The organism is Nocardioides sp. (genome assembly GCF_030149505.1).
Lineage (GTDB): Bacteria > Actinomycetota > Actinomycetes > Propionibacteriales > Nocardioidaceae > Nocardioides.
In genome coordinates this window covers 119,983-137,707 of sequence record NZ_JASBRN010000072.1, presented here as the reverse complement: position 1 = coordinate 137,707, position 17,725 = coordinate 119,983, and the positions used below count along the sequence as shown (strand labels likewise).

The following is a 17,725-nucleotide window of genomic DNA, read 5'->3' as shown; positions in this document are numbered from 1 at the left end:
ATGATGTCCCGGTGCTCAGACCGGTCGACTCGCCCCGGGACCTCGGCGCCCGCGGGGTGGTGGGCGTCGTCCTGGTCCCCCTGGCCTGCCTGCTCGCCCTGGCGCTGAGCGTGTGGCTCGACGTGGTGGGCGCCCCCGACGGGGTCGGCGACGCACTGGTGCAGGGGGTCGGCTGGCCGTGGACCGCCAACGGCATCATCCTGACCGGGCTGGCCGCCGTCGTCCTGGTCCGCGACCCACGGTCGGGCACCGCCTGGGCGCTGTCGGGGCTGGGCCTGTTCTGGGCGCTCGACGGGCTGGCGCAGTCCTACCTGCGTGCCGGGGTCACCTCGGACGGGTCCTGGGCGGGCAGCACGTCGGTGCTGTGGTTCTGGGCCCGGGCGGGTGCGCTGCTGCCGATCGTGGTGGCCGTGCTCCTGATGGTCTTCCCGACGGGACGGTTCCTCGAGGGGGCCTGGGGCTGGCTGTCGCGCGGCGCCGTGGTGCTCATGGGCCTGGGCCTCCTGACCTTCCTCGTCGCCCCGTACCCATCGCCCCCGGCCGACCTCCCCACCGACCTCGTGGTGGACCCGGTGACGTTCGCCGCGGTCGGTGACTCCGCGGCCGCCGTGGCGCGGGCCACGACCCTGGTGCTGCTGGTCCCGCTGGCGACCGTGGTGGTGCGCTACCGCCGCTCGCGCGGCGTCGAGCGAGACCGGATGCGGTGGTTGCTCTGGAGCGTCGTGACCATCCTGCTGACCGTCACGGCCATGTCGGTCTACGACGGGCCCGGCTCCGAGCTGGCGCTCACCTTCGTGGTCATGGTGCTGCCGGGCGCGGCCATCACCATCGCCCTGGTCAACCCCGGCCTCGTCTCCATCGCCGACCTGCTCACCCGCACGCTGGTGTGGGGCGGGCTGGCCCTGCTCCTGCTGGGGATCGACCTGGCCGCGGTCGCCCTGCTCGACGCCGCCCTCGACCGGACCGTGGAGGAGTCGCTGTCGCGGGGCCAGTTGGTCGCCCTCGTGCTGCTGCTCTCCGCGCTGGTCTACGTCCCGCTGCGCACCCGGGCCTGGGCGCTGGCACGGCGGCTGACCTTCGGCAGCCGCGCGGCGCCGTACGACGTGGTGGCGGGCCTGGCCGACCGGCTCGAGCACGCCGAGGACCTCGACGACCGGCTGGCGGCCGTGGCCGACGCGGTGGCCTCGGCGTTCGGCGTGGCCTACGTGCGGCTGGAGGTCGACCGGATCGGCGGCGGCACCTTGTTGGCCGAGCGCGGGGAGCGGCCGACCAGCGTGCGGGAGATCCCGATCCGCTACCGCGGGGAGGTCGTGGGCACCCTCGAGATCCCCGACCGTGGCCTGCGCAGCCGGCTCTCGGCGCGCGACGAGCGGCTGCTCGCCGACCTGGTGCGCCAGGCCGTCGTCGCGGCCCGCACGGCGCGCCTGGCCGCCGAGCTGCAGCGCAGCCGGGAGCAGCTCGTGACCGCGCGCGAGGAGGAGCGCCGGCGGATCCGTCGCGACCTCCACGACGGGCTCGGCCCGGCGCTGTCGGGGGTGGTCTTCCAGCTGGAGTCCGCGCGCCTGGGCGTCGCGCAGGACCCGGCGGGGGCGGGGGAGCGCGTCGGTGCCGCGGCCCAGCAGCTGCAGGAGGTCGTCGCCGACGTACGCCGCCTCGTGCACGACCTGCGACCCCCGGCCCTGGACGACCGCGGGCTCGTCGGCGCGCTGGGCCAGCTGGGGGAGCGGATGGCCGTGCCGGTGCAGGTGCGTGCGCTGGCGCTGCCCCCGCTGCCGGCGGCGGTCGAGGTCGCGGCCTACCGCATCGCCGCGGAGGCGATGACCAACCTGGCGCGGCACTCCGGGGCCGCGCGTGGCGAGGTGTGCCTGCGCGTGGAGGACGACGCGCTGGTCGTCGACGTCGCCGACGACGGGGTCGGCGTGGACCCGGCGGCGACCGCGGGTGTGGGCCTGCTGTCGCTGCGCGAGCGGGCCGAGGAGCTCGGCGGGCGGACCGAGGTCGGCTCCCCGGGACTGGAGGGCCGGGGGACGCTCGTGCGTGCCCGGCTGCCCCTGGTGGCGGCCGCGGGATGAGCATCGGGGCGGGCGTGGCAGTAGTGGTCGCGGGGCACGTGGATCGAGGAGGAGTGGGACGATGACGCGGGAGACGGGCGCAGACATCCGGGTGCTGGTGGTGGACGACCACCAGATCGTGCGCGACGGGCTGGTCTCGCTGCTCGGCGCGTTGGAGGGGATGGAGGTCGTCGGCAGCGCCGCCGACGGGCGGGAGGCGGTGCACCTGGTCGCCGAGACCGAGCCGGACGTCGTGGTGATGGACATCCAGATGCCCGGGCTCGACGGGATCGAGGCGACGAGGTTCGTGACCGGCCGGCACCCCGGGGTCCGCGTGGTCATGCTGACGATGAACGAGGACGACGACACGGTCGTCAGCGCCATCCGCGCCGGCGCCTCGGGCTACCTGCTCAAGGGGGCCGGGGCCGAGGAGGTGCAGCACGCGGTGCGCGCCGCGGCGGCCGGGGGCATGGTCTTCGGGGCCTCGCTCGCGGCCCGGGTCGCCGCCCTCTTCGTGGGGGCGGCCCGGACCGAGCCCGAGGAGGTGCCCTTCCCCGAGCTGTCCGAGCGGGAGCGCGGCGTGCTGGACCTCCTGGCCGCGGGGCGCAGCAACGACCAGATCGCCGCCGAGCTCTTCGTCTCCGGCAAGACCGTGCGCAACACGGTGTCCTCGATCTACGCCAAGCTGCACGCCCCCGACCGGGCGGCGGCCATCATTGCCGCCCGCGAGGCGGGGCTGGGTCGCGGGTGACCTTGGTCCCTCCGGCTCGGTCGGTCACGGCCGGGTTGGCACAATGGCGAGCATGAGCGAGACGAAGTCGAACGCCGCCCGGGTCAAGGAGATCAACGCCTCGATCCGCTACACCATGTGGTCGGTCTTCCGGCTCCGCGACGTCCTGGGCGACGGTGACCGCGCCGCCGAGGGCGCCGAGGTCGAGAAGCTGTTCGCCGAGCTCGCCGAGGCCGACACCGTGGTCCGCGGCGTCTACGACGTCAGCGGCCTGCGCGCCGACGCCGACGTGATGCTGTGGACCCACGCGGCCACCAGCGAGGAGCTGCAGTCGGCGTACCACCGCTTCCGCCGCACCGCGTTCGGTGCCCGCTTCGAGCCGGTGTGGTCGCAGATGGCGCTGCACCGTCCGGCGGAGTTCAACAAGTCCCACGTGCCGGCGTTCCTCGACGACGAGGAGCCGAAGAAGCACGTGTGCGTCTACCCCTTCGTCCGCTCCTACGAGTGGTACCTCCTCAAGGACGAGGAGCGTCGCGCGATGCTCGCCGAGCACGGCAAGATGGCGCGCGACTACAAGGACGTCCGGGCCAACACCGTGGCCTCCTTCGCCCTCGGCGACTACGAGTGGCTGCTGGCCTTCGAGGCCGACGAGCTCTACCGCATCGTCGACCTGATGCGGCACCTGCGTGCCTCCGAGGCCCGGCGCCACGTCCGCGAGGAGATCCCGTTCTACACCGGTGCGCTCACGCCGGTCGCCGAGCTGGTCGACCGGCTGCCCTGACCGGGGCGGGCCCCGGCGGGCCAGTCCGGGCGCGGCGGGAACCCGCCGCGACCCCGCGGCGTCACACTGCCGTGGTGAGAACACTCGGCATCGGGACCGTCCTCCTCGTCCCCACGCTCCTGCTGGGCGGCTGCGGCGACCAGCAGGGCGGCACGGCCACCGACCCGGCGTCGGCGGGTGACGGCGCGGAGCAGCTGCTCATGACCAGGTACGCCGTGACGGTGCTCGACGACGGCGACGGCGCCGAGCTGTGCCTCGGCGGGGTGGCGACGTCCCTGCCCCCGCAGTGCGGCGGGCCGCGGCTGGTCGGGTGGGACTGGGCCGAGCACCAGGGCGACTTCGAGACGGTCCGGGGCGTGCGGTGGGGCTCCTTCGGTGTCGTGGGTCGCTGGGACGGCGAGTCCTTCACCCCGACCACGGTGACGAGCGCCGCCGACCTGTCCGAGCCGGACTGGGAGCCGACCGACTTCTCCCCGCCCTGCCCCGAGCCCGAGGCCGGCTGGGTCGTGGACCCGTCGCGCACGACGTACGCCGACTACGAGCGGCTCGGCGGCGCGGCACGGAGGCTGCCTGGGTACGCCGACGCGTGGATCGACACCTCCGGTGGCGAGCAGAGCGCCGAGGAGCTCGACCAGTCAGAGGACCTCGCGAGCGAGGACGTCAGTGGGTGGGTCTGGACCGTCCGGGTCACCGAGGACGTCGCTGGCGCCGAGGCCGCCCTGCGCGAGCTGTGGGGCGGTGGACTGTGCGTCGTCGAGGCGGAGCGCTCCGACGCCGAGCTGGGCGAGATCCAGGAGCGCCTCATGGAGCTGGACGACGTCCTGGGCAGCGGCCGCAGCATGGGGGTCGTGCAGCTGGACGTCATCCACGACGACGGGTCGCTCCAGACCCGGCTCGACGACGAGTACGGCGCGGGGGTCGTCGAGGTGACCTCGGCCCTGGTCCCGGCGCCGTGACCGACCCGGGCGCCGGACGGGAGCGGAACCGGTCGCGACCGTCGTACGTCGTAGCGGCATGACCGCACGCCCCACGTCGCGCCCAGCCCTGCGCCTGCTGGCCCTCGCGCCCCTCGTCGTCCTCCTCGCCGCGTGCGGCGGGGAGGACACCACCGTCGCCCGCGACCCCGGCTCCTCCGGTGCCGGCGGGTCCTCGGACCCGTCCGCCGCCGGCCCGCCTGCGCTGACCCTGCCTGCGCAGGTGCGCACCGCGAACCTGGCCATGGTCATGGACACCGGGAAGGGCCCCGAGGTCTGCCTCGGCCCGATCGCGGAGTCGTGGCCCCCCCAGTGCAGCGGCCCCGCGCTGCTCGACTGGGACTGGTCGGCACAGGAGATGCACGAGAGGCAGGGCCGGACCCGCTGGGGCTCCTTCGCCATCACCGGGTCCTGGGACGGGGAGGCCCTCGCCGCCACCGACGCGATCCCGGCGGCGCTCTACGACGTGATGGCGCAGGAGCCGAGCACGCCGCCGGACCCGGACCCGCCGGTCCCCGCCGGGGAGCTGCGGCGCATCGCCGAGGAGCTCCAGGAGGTGCTCCCCGGCGTCCAGGGCACCTACGCCGCCGAGACCCACGTGCTGGCCGACGTGTTCTACGACGACGGCTCGCTGCAGGAGTGGGCCGACGCGACGTACGGCGAGGGCGTCGTGCGGCTGCTGGCCGCGATGGTCCCCGTGAAGTCCTAGCCGTGGCGCCGGTCGCGGGTCAGCCGGCGACGCGGTTGCCCTGGGCGTCCTCGAGGGTGAGGCTGACGGAGTTGATGCAGTAGCGGTCGCCGGTGGGCGTGCCGTAGCCGTCGGGGAAGACGTGGCCCAGGTGGGAGCCGCAGCTCTTGCACAGCACCTCGACCCGGCGCATCCCGTGGCTGTTGTCCTCGCGCTCCTCCACGGTGTCGGGCAGCGACTGGTAGAACGACGGCCAGCCGCAGCCGGAGTGGAACTTGGTCTCGGAGCGGAAGAGCTCGGCGTCGCAGGCCTTGCAGCGGTAGACGCCCTCGGTCTCGGTGTCGGTGAGCTTGCCGACGAAAGCACGTTCGGTGCCGGCCTCGCGGAGCACGGCGTACTCCAGGGGGGAGAGCTGCTCGCGCCACTCGGAGTCGGTCTTGGCCACGTCGTAGGGCATGCCTCGAACCTAGCCCGCGCGGTCAACGTCGCCCAGCCTGTGACCCAGCCTGCCGCGGGGCTCCTGCTTCACCCTGCCGGGTCGTTGACGCGCCGGTGTGCACAGGCGTTCACTGACCGGGCTGGGTCAAGAGACCGGTCGACAAGCTCGGGGGCTCCGGATGGCAGGTGCAGGAACCAAGGTCAGGTCGGCCGCGCGGGTGGTCCCGTGGGAGCGCGTGCGCCGGGCAGGGTCGAAGCTCACCACCCCGCTGCACCCCGACGACTACCTGCGCCTGGTCAACCCGTTGTGGAGCCAGCGTGAGCTGCGCGGCCGCATCGAGCAGGTCGTCCCCGAGACCGACGACGCCGCCACGCTGGTGATCCGTCCCGGCTGGGGCTGGCGCTTCGACCACCGCCCGGGCCAGTACGTCGGCATCGGCATCCCGGTCGACGGCACGTTCCAATGGCGCTCCTACTCCATCTCCTCGGCCCCCAAGCGGTCCGGTCGCACCATCGCGATCACGGTCCGGGCGATGCCCGAGGGCCTGCTGTCCACGCACCTGGTCAAGGGGCTCGAGCCCGGCACGATCGTGCGCCTGGCCGCCCCCGAGGGCGACTTCGTGCTGCCCGACCCGCCGCCGGCCAAGATGCTCTTCCTCGTTGGCGGTTCCGGGGTCACCCCGGTCATGGCGATGCTGCGCACGATGGAGCGCCGCGGGCAGCTGCGCGGTGCCGACGGGGAAGAGGGCGTCGACGTGGTCATGCACTACTCCAGCCCCACCCCGGAGCGGATGATCTTCGCCGACGAGCTGCAGCGCCTGGCCGACGAGCACGCCGGCCTCACGCTGCACCGGCTGCACACCGACACCGACGGCATGCTCGACCTCGGCCACGACGAGGGCGGCATCGACTCCTTCTGCCCCGACTGGCGCGAGCGCCAGACCTACGCCTGCGGGCCCGGACCGATGCTCGACTCCATCACCGAGTTCTTCTCCTCGCACGACCTCGAGGACCAGCTGCACCTGGAGCGCTTCACCCTCCAGCTCGGCGGCGAGGGCGGGGAGGGCGGCACCATCACCTTCCGCAACAGCGGGAAGACGATCGACGCCGACGGCGCGACCACCGTCCTGGAGGCGGGGGAGAGCGCCGGCGTCGGGATGCCGTACGGCTGCCGCATGGGCATCTGCCACACCTGCACGCTCACGCTCGTCGAGGGCCGGGTCCGCGACCTGCGCAACGGGGACGAGTTCGACCAGCACAACGAGCAGGTGCAGACCTGCGTCACCGCTGCCGTCGGCGACTGCACCTTCGACATCTGACGACAGCCGAACGACCACTGAGCACCGAGGAACGGAGACACCCATGGCGATCTCGGACGTCCGGGAGTACATGCACCTCACCGAGGAGCAGGTCGAGGAGCTCGGCCGCGAGCTCGACCAGATCCGCGAGGAGGTCGAGGCCTCGCGGGGCGCCGACGACGCGGCGTACATCAACCGGCTGATCAGGATCCAGCGCGGCCTGGCCGCCGCGGCCCGCGTGACGCTCATGGTCACGCCTCACTCCAGGAAGACCCGCGTGCCCGGCGCCGTCCTCGGCGCGAGCCTGCTCGGCCTGGCCAAGATCCTCGAGAACATGGAGATCGGCCACAACGTCATGCACGGCCAGTGGGACTGGATGAACGACCCCGAGATCCACTCGTCCAACTGGGAGTGGGACACCGCGCAGCCCGCCGAGCAGTGGAAGCACTCCCACAACTACGTGCACCACCAGTTCACCAACGTGCTCGGCTACGACAACGACATCGGCTACGGCATCCTGCGGATGGCGCGCGAGCAGCGGTGGAACCCCGCCAACCTCGGGCAGCCGGTCTACAACGCGTTGCTCGCCACGCTGTTCCAGTGGGGCGTCGCGCTGCACGACCTCGACGTGGAGAAGATCCGCAAGCTCGAGAAGGACCCCGCGGAGATGAAGCGGCAGCTCAAGCAGATCGTGCGCAAGGGCCGCAACCAGATCCTCAAGGACTACGTCGTCTACCCGGCGCTGTCCGGGCCGCAGTGGCGCACCACGCTCAAGGCCAACGCCACGGCCAACCTGACGCGCAACCTGTGGTCCTACGTGATCATCTTCTGCGGCCACTTCCCCGACGGGGCGATGCACTTCACCGAGGAGGAGATCGAGGACGAGACCCGTGCGGAGTGGTACCTCCGGCAGATCCTCGGCGCGGCCAACTTCGAGGGCGGCGAGCTGCTGCACATCCTCTCGGGCAACCTCGGCTACCAGATCGAGCACCACCTCTTCCCCGACCTGCCGAGCAACCGCTACGGCCAGATCTCGGTGCGCGTGCGCGAGCTGTGCGCGAAGTACGACATCCCCTACACGATCGGCCCCCTGCACCAGCAGTACGGCCAGGCGCTGCGCACGATCATCAAGCTCTCGGTGCCCAACTCCTGGACCAGCGACGACAAGCCGCCGCAGCCGCCGGCCAAGCCGGACGCCCCCGAGGCGCCGCCGGTCGACAAGGGCCGCAAGTCCGACGCCGAGCGACCCCCGCGCCGCAGCGAGCTCGGTGCGTGGTCGCGGGGCAAGCAGGCGTCGTGAGGTCGGCCCGATGCTGCGTGGCCTGAGCCGCGACGTCGACCCGGTCTCCGCGCCCTTCGCGTGGGAGACCGGGCCCGACGGCCGCCGCGAGCTGGTAGGCACCCGGGTCACCCAGTGCGCACTGTCGCGCATCTGCGGTGCCTGCGCGGAGTCGCTCGGGCGCCCGATCGCCTTCGTCGGCGACGACCTCGAGGTCGCACGCAACGCCTTCCACGCCCCGCCGCTCCACGAGTCCTGCGCCGAGGCGCTCGCCGCCGTCGAGCCCTCGTGGCGGGTCGTGCGGACCGCGGCCTTCGAGTTCGTGCGCCCGACCTCCGAGGACCTCGACCGGCGCCCGGTGTTCCAACCCTCCGCGTTGCTGGAGTGAGCTGGTCAGCCGAACCGTCAGTTCTGAACCCCCCAGCCGTCAGTTCGGCACCCGTCCCGCGCAGGAACTGACGGATCGAGGGTTCGAAACTGACGGTTCGGCAGTGCGTCAGAAGCCCGTGGAGCACCAGGGGGTCGGACCTGCGTGGTCGGCCATGGCGGCGAAGGAGTCGACGTCCGAGCCGCGTACGCGGCCGGCAGCGGCGTGGACCGTGACCGGCTGGTCGCCGAGGTAGAGCGCGCCGAGCGTCTCGGCGTCGAGCGTGACGCCCGGCTCGTCCTGGGTCGCCACGACGGTGGCCCGGCCCTTCTCGGTGGTGATCCGGAACCGACCGTCGGCGAACCCCATCCGGTCCCGCACCTCCAGCACGACCGTCGCGTCCTCGCGCCAGGGCCGCGCCTCGAGCGCGGCGACCACGTCCAGCACCCGCACCCACAAGGAGTCGACGAGTGCCGTGCTGCGCACGACCCGCGGGTCGGTCACGGCCAGGTGGAGCGGGGTGTCGACGGGGACGCGGGACTTCACCACCTGCGCGAGGTCGATGTCGGCGAGGAACGACCAGAGCCGCCGCCACGCGACGTCGGTCAGCGCGTGCAGGCCCCGCAGTTCCACCACGCCCCGCTGCGGACCCTCGCCCTCGTCCTTGTGCTGGAACCGGGCGTAGCCGTCGACCTCGCCGTCCGCGTCGAGGTGCACCACGACCCGCGACTTGGTGTCCTTGTCGCCGGACTCCCAGTCCCGGCCCTCCTCGATCTGGCCGTAGAACGCCGGCCGCGAGACCGCGCCCCGGGTGGTGGCCAGGTGCTGGGCGAAGACTCGCTCGACGTGCGGGCGCGCCTGCGGCAGCTCGAGCAGCTGGAGCGAGCCTTCGTCCGCGGTGTCCCGCAGCCGGAACCGGCCGTGGCCGGTGTCGACCTCGACCATCCGCTGCCGCGTCGCCACGCCGAAGCCGAACCGGCCGTAGATCCCGCCCTCCGACACCGTCAGTGCCGCCAGCGGCACGCCGCGCGACGCCGCATCGGTGAGGTCGTCGGTCATGAGCCGGCTGAGGATGCCGCGACGGCGGTGCGTCGGGGCCACGGTGACGTCGGTGATCATGTGCAGCGGCAGCTGCGTGCCGCCCCCGACGTTGATCGACCCGCCCCAGCTGGTGAAGGTCCCGACCGGCGGCGGGTCCGCGACCAGCGACGACGCGGCGTACGCCGCCCGCAGGGTCACGTCGTCGGCGCGGCTGTGCTCGAGCCAGAACTCCCGCTGCTTCTCGCTCAGGGAGCCCTCGTGGAAGCCGCGGTGCCAGGCGTCGCCGTACGCCGCCACCTTCGCCGCCATCGGACCCTCGGTCGCGTGGATGTCGAGGGTCTCGAAGGTCAGGTCGTCGTGGGAGCTCACCGACCCACCGTAGGGGCGCTCGTCGGGGTGGGGCCACGCGATTTGCGGCTGGCCTGTCGTCGCTGCGCCCTAGGGTCGGGGCATGGCGGCGAAGGCAGCGGAGGTGCAGGCGGGCGGCCGGGCGGTGCGCGTGAGCAGCCCGGACCGGGTCGTCTACGAGGCGACCGACCGGACGCCCGAGATCACCAAGCTCATGGTCGCGGAGTACGTCGCCTCGGTGGAGGACGGGCTCATGCGGGCCCTGCGCGACCGCCCGACGGCCCTGGAGCGCTGGCCCTCCGGCGTGCGCGAGGGGATGCGGTTGGCCACCGGCCCGCAGGACTCGAAGGCCGACGCGTTCTACCAGAAGCGGGTGCCCCAGGGAGCGCCCGACTACCTCGAGACCGCCACCATCACCTTCCCCTCGGGCCGCACCGCCGACGAGATCTGCCCGACCGAGATCGCGGTCCCCGTGTGGTGCGCCCACATGGGCACCCTCACCTTCCACCCGTGGCCGGTGCGGCGCACCGACGACCCGGCCAGCCTCGACCACCCCGACGAGCTGCGCATCGACCTCGACCCCCAGCCCGGTACGACGTTCGCCGACGCGGTCCGGGTCGCCGGCGTCGCGCGGGAGCTGCTGGAGGAGCTCGGCCTGCGCGGCTACGCCAAGACCTCGGGCAACCGCGGGGTCCACGTCTACGTCCGGATCCAGCCGCGCTGGCAGTTCACCGACGTCCGGCACGCCGCGATCGGCTTCGGGCGCGCCCTGGAGCAGCGCGACGACCAGGTGACGACCGCGTGGTGGAAGGAGGAGCGGGGCGAGCGGATCTTCGTCGACTACAACCAGAACAACCGCGACCGCACCATCGCCTCCGCCTACTCCCTGCGCCCCCGGCAGGGTGCCCCCGTCAGCACCCCGCTCACCTGGGAGGCGCTGGCCGAGGTGCGCGACCCCCGCGACCTCAACCTGGTGACCGTCCCGCAGATGCTGGCCGACCAGGGCGACGCCTGGGCCACGATCGACGACGAGGCCTTCTCCCTGGAGCCGCTGCTGGAGCTGTGGGAGACGCTGCCCGGCGGGGAGCTCAACTTCCCGCCGGACTACCCCAAGATGCCGGGCGAGCCGCCGCGCGTGCAGCCCAGCAAGAAGGTCGCCGAGCACTGGGACGACGAGGGCAACCGGATCGCCGACTGAGCCGGCCGCGAAGGACGAGACCCGCCCGGAGCGTGCTCCGGGCGGGTCGTCGTCGTTTCCCGGGCTCCCCCCGGAGCCCTTGCCTGGTGGATCGGAGCCGCGCAGCCCCCCAGCCGCACGGTCCTGTGATCACTGGTCCAGGTTGCGAGGCCGCCCCCCGGCGACCTCGTGGTGACAACGCTAGGCAGTGCTGCCTCGCGGGGCCACCACGTGCGATCCACAAGATCGCCAGGGTTCGGTAACAGCGGGCGTCGAGGTGGTCGGCACGGCGGCCGGCAGGGGCCGGGCGGGCGGTCGGCCACTGGTAGTTTTCGCCGCATGATGGTCTCCCACGAGAAGCGCGTGCTCTTCGTGCACGTGCAGAAGACCGGTGGCTCGACCATCGACCGGATGCTCCAGGCGGACATCCCGGACGTGCAGTACCTCCAGGGCCTGCGTGGTGGCCGGCACGCCCGGCTCGGTCCGGCGCTCAAGGCCCACCCCGAGCTGTCGGACTACTTCATCTTCGGCTTCGTCCGCAACCCCTGGGCCCGGATGTACTCCTGGTACGCCATGATGCGCCGCGCCGAGACCCAGGCCGCCGAGGGCAACGAGAAGGCCGCCAAGCAGCTGGCCAAGAATCGGCTGTGGAAGCGGGTGCTGCCGGCGTACCCCGACTTCGAGAGCTTCGTGCTGCGTGGTCCCGACGAGCAGCGCGAGCTGCGGCGGGCGCAGATCACCTACCTGCGGGCCCGTGGCCGCCCGGCCGACTTCATCGGCCGCCAGGAGCGCTTCGACGAGGACCTGCGACAGGTCTGGGAGCGGATCGGCCTGGACTGGCCGGGGGAGACCCTCAAGGTCAACACCGGGCCCTCGACCGACTACCGCCAGCACTACACGCCGGAGATGCGGGACAAGGTGGCGCAGGTCTTCGAGAAGGACCTGCGCCGCTTCACGTACGAGTTCTGAGGCTCAGGCGCCGCTGATCCCCTCGCCGCCCCCGGCGGACTGGCCCTCGATCGTCTCGTGCTCGAGCAGGTGCAGCACCGGGACGCCGAGCTTGCGGCGGGCCTGCGAGGTCCAGTCGAGGTGGAAGAACTCCGCCACGACGTGCGGGCGGGTCAGGATGATCGCCTCGCGCCCGTCGATGGCCTTGACCTCGGCGGCCAGTGCGTCGACCGGGGGTTCGTGGATGACCCGGCCGGTCGCGATGGCGCCGGCGTCGGCGAGTCGGGCCAGCGTCAGCCGCAGCTCCGCCTCCGACGTCTGTCGGCACTCCTCGCGCACCGACTCCAGGTCGACCTCGGACATCGTGATCGCGGGGCTGGTCAGGAGGTCGCCACCGGCCAGCGACCCCATGGCCGACTCGATCCGCGCTGCGGCGTCCTGGATCGGCAGCAGCACGTGGTAGCTCACCGTCTGCCCTTCCGCGACCAGCTCCTCGTGCAGGGAGCGGACCTGGACGGCGTCGGCGGGGGAGAGCGCCTGCTCGACGAGGAGGACGACGGGGTAGGTCTCGGCCATGCCTCGACCTTAGCCCCGATCCGCCGATCCCTCGCCGGTGCGCGCGTCAGCCGCCGGTGAGGATGTCGGAGAGGTCGTAGCGGGCGACCTCGTCGAGCTGCTCGTAGCCGCACGAGGTGGGCTCGCGGTCGGGTCGCCAGCGCTTGAAGTGAGCGGTGTGCCGGAAGCGGCGGCCCTCCATGTTGTCGTACTTCACCTCCAGCACCCGCTCGGGCCGCAGCGGGGTGAAGGAGAGGTCCTTGCCGGCGCTCCAGCGGCTCTGGGTGCCCGGGACCCTGTCCGGGTTGGCGATGGCCCACCCGGCCTCACCGGCCCAGGCTCCCCAGGGGTGCTCCTCGATGGGGCAGACCAGCTCCTGCAGCTCGCTCCAGAGCTCGGCACGTCGGGCCTCGGTGAAGCTGGCGCTGACCCCGACGTGCTGCAGCGTGCCGCCGGAGTAGAGGCCGAGCAGCATCGAGCCCAGCAGCGGCCGCTCCGGCGTGGAGGTCTTGTGCTCGCGGTAGCCCGCGAGCACGACGTCGGCGGTGCGCTCGTGCTTGATCTTCAGCATCGTCCGCGCGTTCTGCTCGTACGCCGCCCCCAGCGGCTTCGCGATGACACCGTCGAGCCCCGCGCCCTCGAACTGCTCGAACCACCGCTCCGCCTCGACGGGGTCGGTGGTCGTGCGCGTGAGGTGGCAGCGTCCGGCCGGCACCTGCGCCCACGCCTGCTCCAGCCTCGCGCGGCGCTCGGCGAACGGTCGGTCGACCAGGGAGTCCTCGCCCAGCGCGAGCAGGTCGAAGGCGACGTACTCGGCCGGGGTGGTCTCGCTGAGCATCGTGACCCGCGAGGCGGCGGGGTGGATGCGCTCCTGGAGCACCTCGAACTCCAGCTCGCGGCCCCCGCTCGCGCGCGGCAGCGCGACGAAGACCTCGCCGTCGAGCACACAGCGCTCGGGCAGCTGCTCGCGGGCGGCCTCCACGAGCTCGGGGAAGTAGCGGGTCAGGGGCTTGGTGTTGCGGCTGGTCAGCTCGACCTCGTCGCCGTCCTTGAAGAGCAGGCAGCGGAAGCCGTCCCACTTGGGCTCGAAGGAGAGGCCGCCGTGCTTCGCAGGGTCGGGGACCCCCTTGACGGACTTCGCGAGCATCGGTCGCACCGGCGGCATGACGGGCAGGTCCACGTCTGCGACCCTAACGACGTACGCCGACATCCGGCTCGACGTGAGGGGGGACCGTGCGCCGCAGGCTGGTGCTGCTGCTCGCCGTCGTGGTCGCGCTCGCCCTGGTGTGGGTCGCGCTGCTGCTGACCCGCGGCGACGACGACACGGTCAGCTCCGATCCCGGTCCGCCCGTGGAGGTGCCGGTCGCCGCCGAGGACGTCGTGGAGGGCGCTCGGTCGTTGACGCAGACGTGAACGCCCGTCAGATCCTGAGCCCGGTCGCCCTCCTCGCCGCGACCGCCACCGCCCTCCTCTCCGTGGGGGTCCCGGCCGTCGCCTCGCCCGGTGACGACTACACCCGCTCGTACTTCGGCGACGGCAACCTGCCCGCCGGCTGCGTGGTGGACCGGGACCCGCTCAACCCCGACAACACCTGCTACCACATGAAGGTCGGGCTCAACGCCCTCGACGACCCGCAGATCGACGTGGCGGTGCTGGCCCCGGTCTCCCCGGGTGTCGAGCGGGACCTGCGGGTGGGGGAGCAGGCCGTGCAGATGTGGGGCGAGGGCATCGACTACCTCGCCGACGAGATGGGCATGGAGTGGCTCGCCGACGGCGTCGACTTCAACATCACGACGTACGAGCTGAAGGTCGACCCCGCCGGGCTGCTGGTGGACCCGATCGACCTGGTCGACCCGGAGATCGTCGTCATCATGAGCAACCCCGCCGGCGGCATCGGGATCGGCATCGACCCGGTCTCGTTCGCCGGTGAGCTGGGCATCGTCGACGGCGAGGGCACGCCCTGCTTCGTCGAGGACGACCCGCTGAACTTCGAGTCCTGGCAGGGGAAGAAGGGCTTCGACCAGCACGGCCAGGAGAACGGCGGCACCTACGTCGCCGACTGCGGGGGCGTGGGCGGCAACGTCTGCTTCGCCGTCAACGGCGCCGTCGACCCGGTGCCGGGCGCCTCGGACTTCTTCCCGCTCTACGAGCTGGTCGCCCACGAGGTCGGCCACTGCCTGACCGTCGGCCACGTCGGCCACGTCGGCGACGGCGCCGACGGCCCGTGGGGCCCGACCACCACCAACGACATCATGGCCTACAGCGCCGACCCGCCGGGCCTGGCCAAGTGCGTCTCCACGCTCGACGTCGAGGGCTTCGCCCTCCGGATGAGCCGCTACATCGACCGCGACGGGGACGGTGAGGTGACCCGCCGCGACCGGCTCGCGGCCAACGACGTGGCAGGTGACGGGACCAGTTCCTTCCAGGTGCAGCACCCGCGCGACCACCGCTACGCGTCCGCGACCGGCTCGCCCGCCGACTGCCCGCAGCCGGACCAGGGAGCCGTCCCGCTGGCCGTCGGCGACTTCACCCCCGACCCGGTGGCGAGCACGCGACCGCTGCTGCGCACCTCGCGGACGACCGTCCAGGACGGCCGGGTCGTGGTCACGGGCCAGGCCGCCAACGTGCCGCTGGGCAAGCTCCCCACCCGGCGCTCGGCCTCCGCCGAGGACGCCACCGGCGACGGCGGCACCCCCGTCACGGACCTGTCCTCGATGAGCGTGCGGACCGACCGGAAGTTCGTCCGCGCGACGATGTCGGTGGGCCAGGTCGCCCCGACCGCCGTGCCGGGGTCGGTCACCGCCTACAGCCTGCTCGTCGACGGCCGCCGCTTCGACTCCTTCATCGGCACCGGCGACCCCTCGGGCGTCGTCAAGGTGATGGACAACGGCACCGGCTACTACCTGCCGGACGGCACCGCCACGTGGAACGCCGACAACACCGTCACCTTCAAGATCCGCCGCGACTACCTGGCGGACCAGCAGATCACGGCGCCCTACACGGTCAACGCGGTCACCGGCTACCACCTGCGCAGCAACGACTGGGTCGCCACCGCCGACTCCGTGCCCGACGCCCTGGGCGTCCAGGTCGCGGCGCCGCGGATGCCGAGGCGCGACCTGCGCGACGCGCCCGTGGCCGGGAAGGTCACCCGCTCCACGGTGACGCTCACGCCCGAGGGCGGCGTCACCAAGCTGCCGACCGACAGCACCCTGGGCCTGGGCGGCCTGGTGAGCGCGGTGGACACGATGGACTACTTCACGATCCCGGTGGAGCAGCAGTCCACGGTCGAGGTGACCCTCGAGTGGACCGGCGCCAGCGTCTTCGCGATGTCGGTCAACGGCGGCTCGTCGCAGGTCGTCGAGGAGGGCGAGAACCGCGTCACGGTCACCGTGCCCTGGGCCCGCCGCGACCTTTCGGTCACCGTCGACCCGCAGCAGGTCGTCGAGCCGACCACCTTCACCGTGGTCGCGCGTTCCACGACGGTCATCGACGACGGCGACCGTGACGGCGTCCCGGACGTCGCCGACGCCTGCCCCCGCGACCGCGGGCCCAGCACCGGCGCGGGCTGCCCCGACCGTGACGGCGACGGCCTGTTCGACTCCGCGGACCGGTGCCCGACGAAGGCATCGGTGAGCGTGACCGGTTGCCCGACCCGGGCCGACGAGCGCGTGCAGCTGTGGGTCGACGACCGCTTGGCCGCCGAGCGCACGGTCGTGAGCCGCGGCGTCCCGGCCGCCTTCCGCCTGGCCTCGGCCGGTGCGGTGGGCGCGGGCGAGCACCGCGTGGAGGTCCGCTGGGTGCGCGACGGCAAGGTCGTCGCCCGCTCGGCGCGCACCGTCGGCTGACCCGAGCACACGAGCGCGGGGTGCGACCACGTACGGTTGCTTCCCGTGCTCCGTCGTACCCGCACCACCTTGGCCCTGACCGCGCTGCTGCTGCCCCTGGCGGCCTGCGGCTCCGACTCCGAGGACGCCTCCGACCCGGCCGGCACCGGCTCCGGCACCGGGGAGTCCATCTCGGGGGTGAGCTTCTCCGGCGAGGTCGGCGAGGCGCTCGAGGTCGAGTGGGACGGCGGGGTCGAGAACACCGACGCCACCGAGGTCACCACCCTCGTCGAGGGCGACGGCGAGGAGATCGCCGAGGGTGACGTCGTCACCACCTACCTCTACGTCGCCAACGGCACGACCGAGGAGCAGGTCTACAACGACTACGACAACGGCGCACCGCAGTCGCTGCCCTACGACGAGGCGCAGGTCGGCCCGGTCTTCACCGACCTGATGGAGGGCGCGACCTACGGCTCGCGCGTCGCCGCGGTCACCACCGTCGACGAGCTCTTCGGCGGGGCCGCCGAGTCCAACCCGCTCGGCCTGCCGGCCGAGGACGCCGTGGTCGTCGTCGCCGACCTGGTCTCCCCGCAGGAGGTCTCGCCCGAGCCGTCCTCGCAGGAGGCCGAGGAGGCCGACCCCGAGGCCCAGCCCACGGTCGTGGAGGAGGGCGGCGACCCGGTCGGCCTGGACTTCTCCGGCGTGGAGGAGCCCGAGCTCGACACCCCCGTCCAGGTCCTCGTGCTCGAGGAGGGCGACGGCCGCGAGGTCAGCCCGCAGGACACCGTCACCGTCGACTACCTCGGCTCGGTGTACGACGCCGACGCCCCCTTCGACGAGTCCTACTCCCGCGGCGAGCCGCTGGTCTCCCCGCTCTCCGGCCTGATTCCCGGCTGGTCGATCGGCCTCGAGGGCGTGCCCGTCGGCAGCCGCGTGCTGCTGCAGATCCCGCCGGCGCTGGGGTACGGCACGCAGGGCAGCCCGCCGAGCATCCCCGGCAACTCGACCCTGTGGTTCCTCATCGACGTGATCGAGGCGGAGTAAGCGCTGCTCCGGTCGCGGGACGTCATCCGGGCGGGACGTCCGTCCAGCCGGTTCGTATGACGTCCGCGGGGCCTCTATGGTTACCGCCGTCCACCTGGACGTTCCCCGGTTGGTCTGCCGGCAGGGCCCGCCTGACTTTGAATCAGGACTAGCGACGTAGGTTCGACTCCTACCCGGGGAGC

The 17,725-nt window shown here is 72.7% G+C and carries 17 protein-coding genes and 1 tRNA gene; 14 read left to right on the top strand and 4 right to left on the bottom strand.

All coding sequences use genetic code 11. The features are described 5' to 3' along the window. The first annotated feature begins 11 nt into the window (after positions 1–11). The 5 genes from Q1V71_RS16340 (at position 12) to Q1V71_RS16320 (ending at position 5,245) form a co-directional block, all read left to right on the top strand. Positions 12–2,072: a histidine kinase gene (locus Q1V71_RS16340; RefSeq protein ID WP_300645146.1), complete on the top strand. Its 2,061-nt coding sequence runs from the start codon at positions 12–14 to the stop codon at positions 2,070–2,072. A 61-nt stretch (positions 2,073–2,133) separates the two neighbouring features. Further along, entirely contained in the window at positions 2,134–2,802 is a 669-nt protein-coding gene (locus Q1V71_RS16335) for a response regulator transcription factor (RefSeq protein WP_300645145.1), read from the top strand. Positions 2,803–2,854: 52 nt separating this feature from the next. Beyond that, on the top strand, positions 2,855–3,562 hold the full coding sequence (hemQ, locus tag Q1V71_RS16330) for a hydrogen peroxide-dependent heme synthase (protein WP_300645143.1): 708 nt from the start codon (positions 2,855–2,857) through the stop codon (positions 3,560–3,562). A gap of 74 nt (positions 3,563–3,636) precedes the next feature. After that, positions 3,637–4,518, top strand: a complete 882-nt coding sequence (locus tag Q1V71_RS16325; protein ID WP_300645142.1) for a hypothetical protein — start codon at positions 3,637–3,639, stop codon at positions 4,516–4,518. 58 nt (positions 4,519–4,576) lie between these two features. Further along, positions 4,577–5,245, top strand: a complete 669-nt coding sequence (locus tag Q1V71_RS16320) for a hypothetical protein (protein WP_300645141.1) — start codon at positions 4,577–4,579, stop codon at positions 5,243–5,245. Between the two features lie 19 nt (positions 5,246–5,264). On the opposite strand, the gene msrB is transcribed toward Q1V71_RS16320, so the two are convergent. Further along, positions 5,265–5,681: a peptide-methionine (R)-S-oxide reductase MsrB gene (msrB, locus tag Q1V71_RS16315; RefSeq protein WP_300645139.1), complete on the bottom strand. Its 417-nt coding sequence runs from the start codon at positions 5,679–5,681 to the stop codon at positions 5,265–5,267. 160 nt (positions 5,682–5,841) lie between these two features. Here msrB and Q1V71_RS16310 point away from each other — a divergent pair, with 160 nt between their 5' ends. Genes Q1V71_RS16310 through Q1V71_RS16300 form a run of 3 tightly spaced genes read left to right on the top strand, consistent with a single transcriptional unit; the run spans position 5,842 to position 8,627 of the window. After that, complete coding sequence (locus Q1V71_RS16310; RefSeq protein ID WP_300645138.1) at positions 5,842–6,981, top strand: ferredoxin reductase; 1,140 nt, start codon at positions 5,842–5,844, stop codon at positions 6,979–6,981. A 43-nt stretch (positions 6,982–7,024) separates the two neighbouring features. Then, entirely contained in the window at positions 7,025–8,260 is a 1,236-nt protein-coding gene (locus Q1V71_RS16305) for an acyl-CoA desaturase (protein WP_300645136.1), read from the top strand. Positions 8,261–8,270: 10 nt separating this feature from the next. After that, positions 8,271–8,627, top strand: coding sequence for a hypothetical protein (locus Q1V71_RS16300; protein WP_300645135.1), 357 nt, complete (start codon positions 8,271–8,273; stop codon positions 8,625–8,627). Between the two features lie 108 nt (positions 8,628–8,735). Here the strand turns inward: Q1V71_RS16300 and Q1V71_RS16295 are convergent, their stop codons facing one another. Further along, positions 8,736–10,016, bottom strand: a complete 1,281-nt coding sequence (locus Q1V71_RS16295; RefSeq protein WP_300645134.1) for a GNAT family N-acetyltransferase — start codon at positions 10,014–10,016, stop codon at positions 8,736–8,738. 82 nt (positions 10,017–10,098) lie between these two features. Here Q1V71_RS16295 and Q1V71_RS16290 point away from each other — a divergent pair, with 82 nt between their 5' ends. Both Q1V71_RS16290 and Q1V71_RS16285 read left to right on the top strand, forming a co-directional pair. Then, positions 10,099–11,193, top strand: coding sequence for a DNA polymerase domain-containing protein (locus Q1V71_RS16290; protein ID WP_300645133.1), 1,095 nt, complete (start codon positions 10,099–10,101; stop codon positions 11,191–11,193). Between the two features lie 318 nt (positions 11,194–11,511). Beyond that, a complete protein-coding gene (locus Q1V71_RS16285) occupies positions 11,512–12,141 on the top strand; it encodes a sulfotransferase family 2 domain-containing protein (RefSeq protein WP_300645132.1) in 630 nt (209 codons plus the stop codon). A 3-nt stretch (positions 12,142–12,144) separates the two neighbouring features. Here Q1V71_RS16285 and Q1V71_RS16280 read toward each other — a convergent pair whose 3' ends face one another. Next, positions 12,145–12,696, bottom strand: a complete 552-nt coding sequence (locus Q1V71_RS16280; protein ID WP_300645130.1) for a hypothetical protein — start codon at positions 12,694–12,696, stop codon at positions 12,145–12,147. 46 nt (positions 12,697–12,742) lie between these two features. Next, entirely contained in the window at positions 12,743–13,855 is a 1,113-nt protein-coding gene (locus Q1V71_RS16275; protein ID WP_300645129.1) for an ATP-dependent DNA ligase, read from the bottom strand. Positions 13,856–13,908: 53 nt separating this feature from the next. On the opposite strand from Q1V71_RS16275, the gene Q1V71_RS16270 reads away from it, so the two are divergent. From Q1V71_RS16270 to Q1V71_RS16255, 4 genes are all read left to right on the top strand, one after another. Further along, on the top strand, positions 13,909–14,088 hold the full coding sequence (locus tag Q1V71_RS16270) for a hypothetical protein (protein WP_300645127.1): 180 nt from the start codon (positions 13,909–13,911) through the stop codon (positions 14,086–14,088). Then, the gene (locus Q1V71_RS16265) at positions 14,085–16,520 is read left to right on the top strand and encodes a hypothetical protein (RefSeq protein WP_300645125.1); all 2,436 of its coding nucleotides are present in this window, start codon (positions 14,085–14,087) and stop codon (positions 16,518–16,520) included. The genes Q1V71_RS16270 and Q1V71_RS16265 overlap by 4 nt, the downstream gene beginning before the upstream one ends. Positions 16,521–16,565: 45 nt before the next feature. Next, positions 16,566–17,543, top strand: a complete 978-nt coding sequence (locus Q1V71_RS16260) for an FKBP-type peptidyl-prolyl cis-trans isomerase (protein ID WP_300645124.1) — start codon at positions 16,566–16,568, stop codon at positions 17,541–17,543. Between the two features lie 102 nt (positions 17,544–17,645). Next, positions 17,646–17,724 (top strand) — tRNA-Gln (locus tag Q1V71_RS16255). Position 17,725 lies beyond the last annotated feature (1 nt).

Coding starts and splice junctions, on each gene's coding strand:
- Q1V71_RS16335 (WP_300645145.1), top strand. CDS start 2,134: ATGACGCGGGAGACGGGCGCAGACATCCGGGTGCTGGTGGTGGACGAC.
- hemQ (WP_300645143.1), top strand. CDS start 2,855: ATGAGCGAGACGAAGTCGAACGCCGCCCGGGTCAAGGAGATCAACGCC.
- Q1V71_RS16320 (WP_300645141.1), top strand. CDS start 4,577: ATGACCGCACGCCCCACGTCGCGCCCAGCCCTGCGCCTGCTGGCCCTC.
- msrB (WP_300645139.1), bottom strand. CDS start 5,681: ATGCCCTACGACGTGGCCAAGACCGACTCCGAGTGGCGCGAGCAGCTC.
- Q1V71_RS16310 (WP_300645138.1), top strand. CDS start 5,842: ATGGCAGGTGCAGGAACCAAGGTCAGGTCGGCCGCGCGGGTGGTCCCG.
- Q1V71_RS16305 (WP_300645136.1), top strand. CDS start 7,025: ATGGCGATCTCGGACGTCCGGGAGTACATGCACCTCACCGAGGAGCAG.
- Q1V71_RS16300 (WP_300645135.1), top strand. CDS start 8,271: ATGCTGCGTGGCCTGAGCCGCGACGTCGACCCGGTCTCCGCGCCCTTC.
- Q1V71_RS16290 (WP_300645133.1), top strand. CDS start 10,099: ATGGCGGCGAAGGCAGCGGAGGTGCAGGCGGGCGGCCGGGCGGTGCGC.
- Q1V71_RS16285 (WP_300645132.1), top strand. CDS start 11,512: ATGATGGTCTCCCACGAGAAGCGCGTGCTCTTCGTGCACGTGCAGAAG.
- Q1V71_RS16280 (WP_300645130.1), bottom strand. CDS start 12,696: ATGGCCGAGACCTACCCCGTCGTCCTCCTCGTCGAGCAGGCGCTCTCC.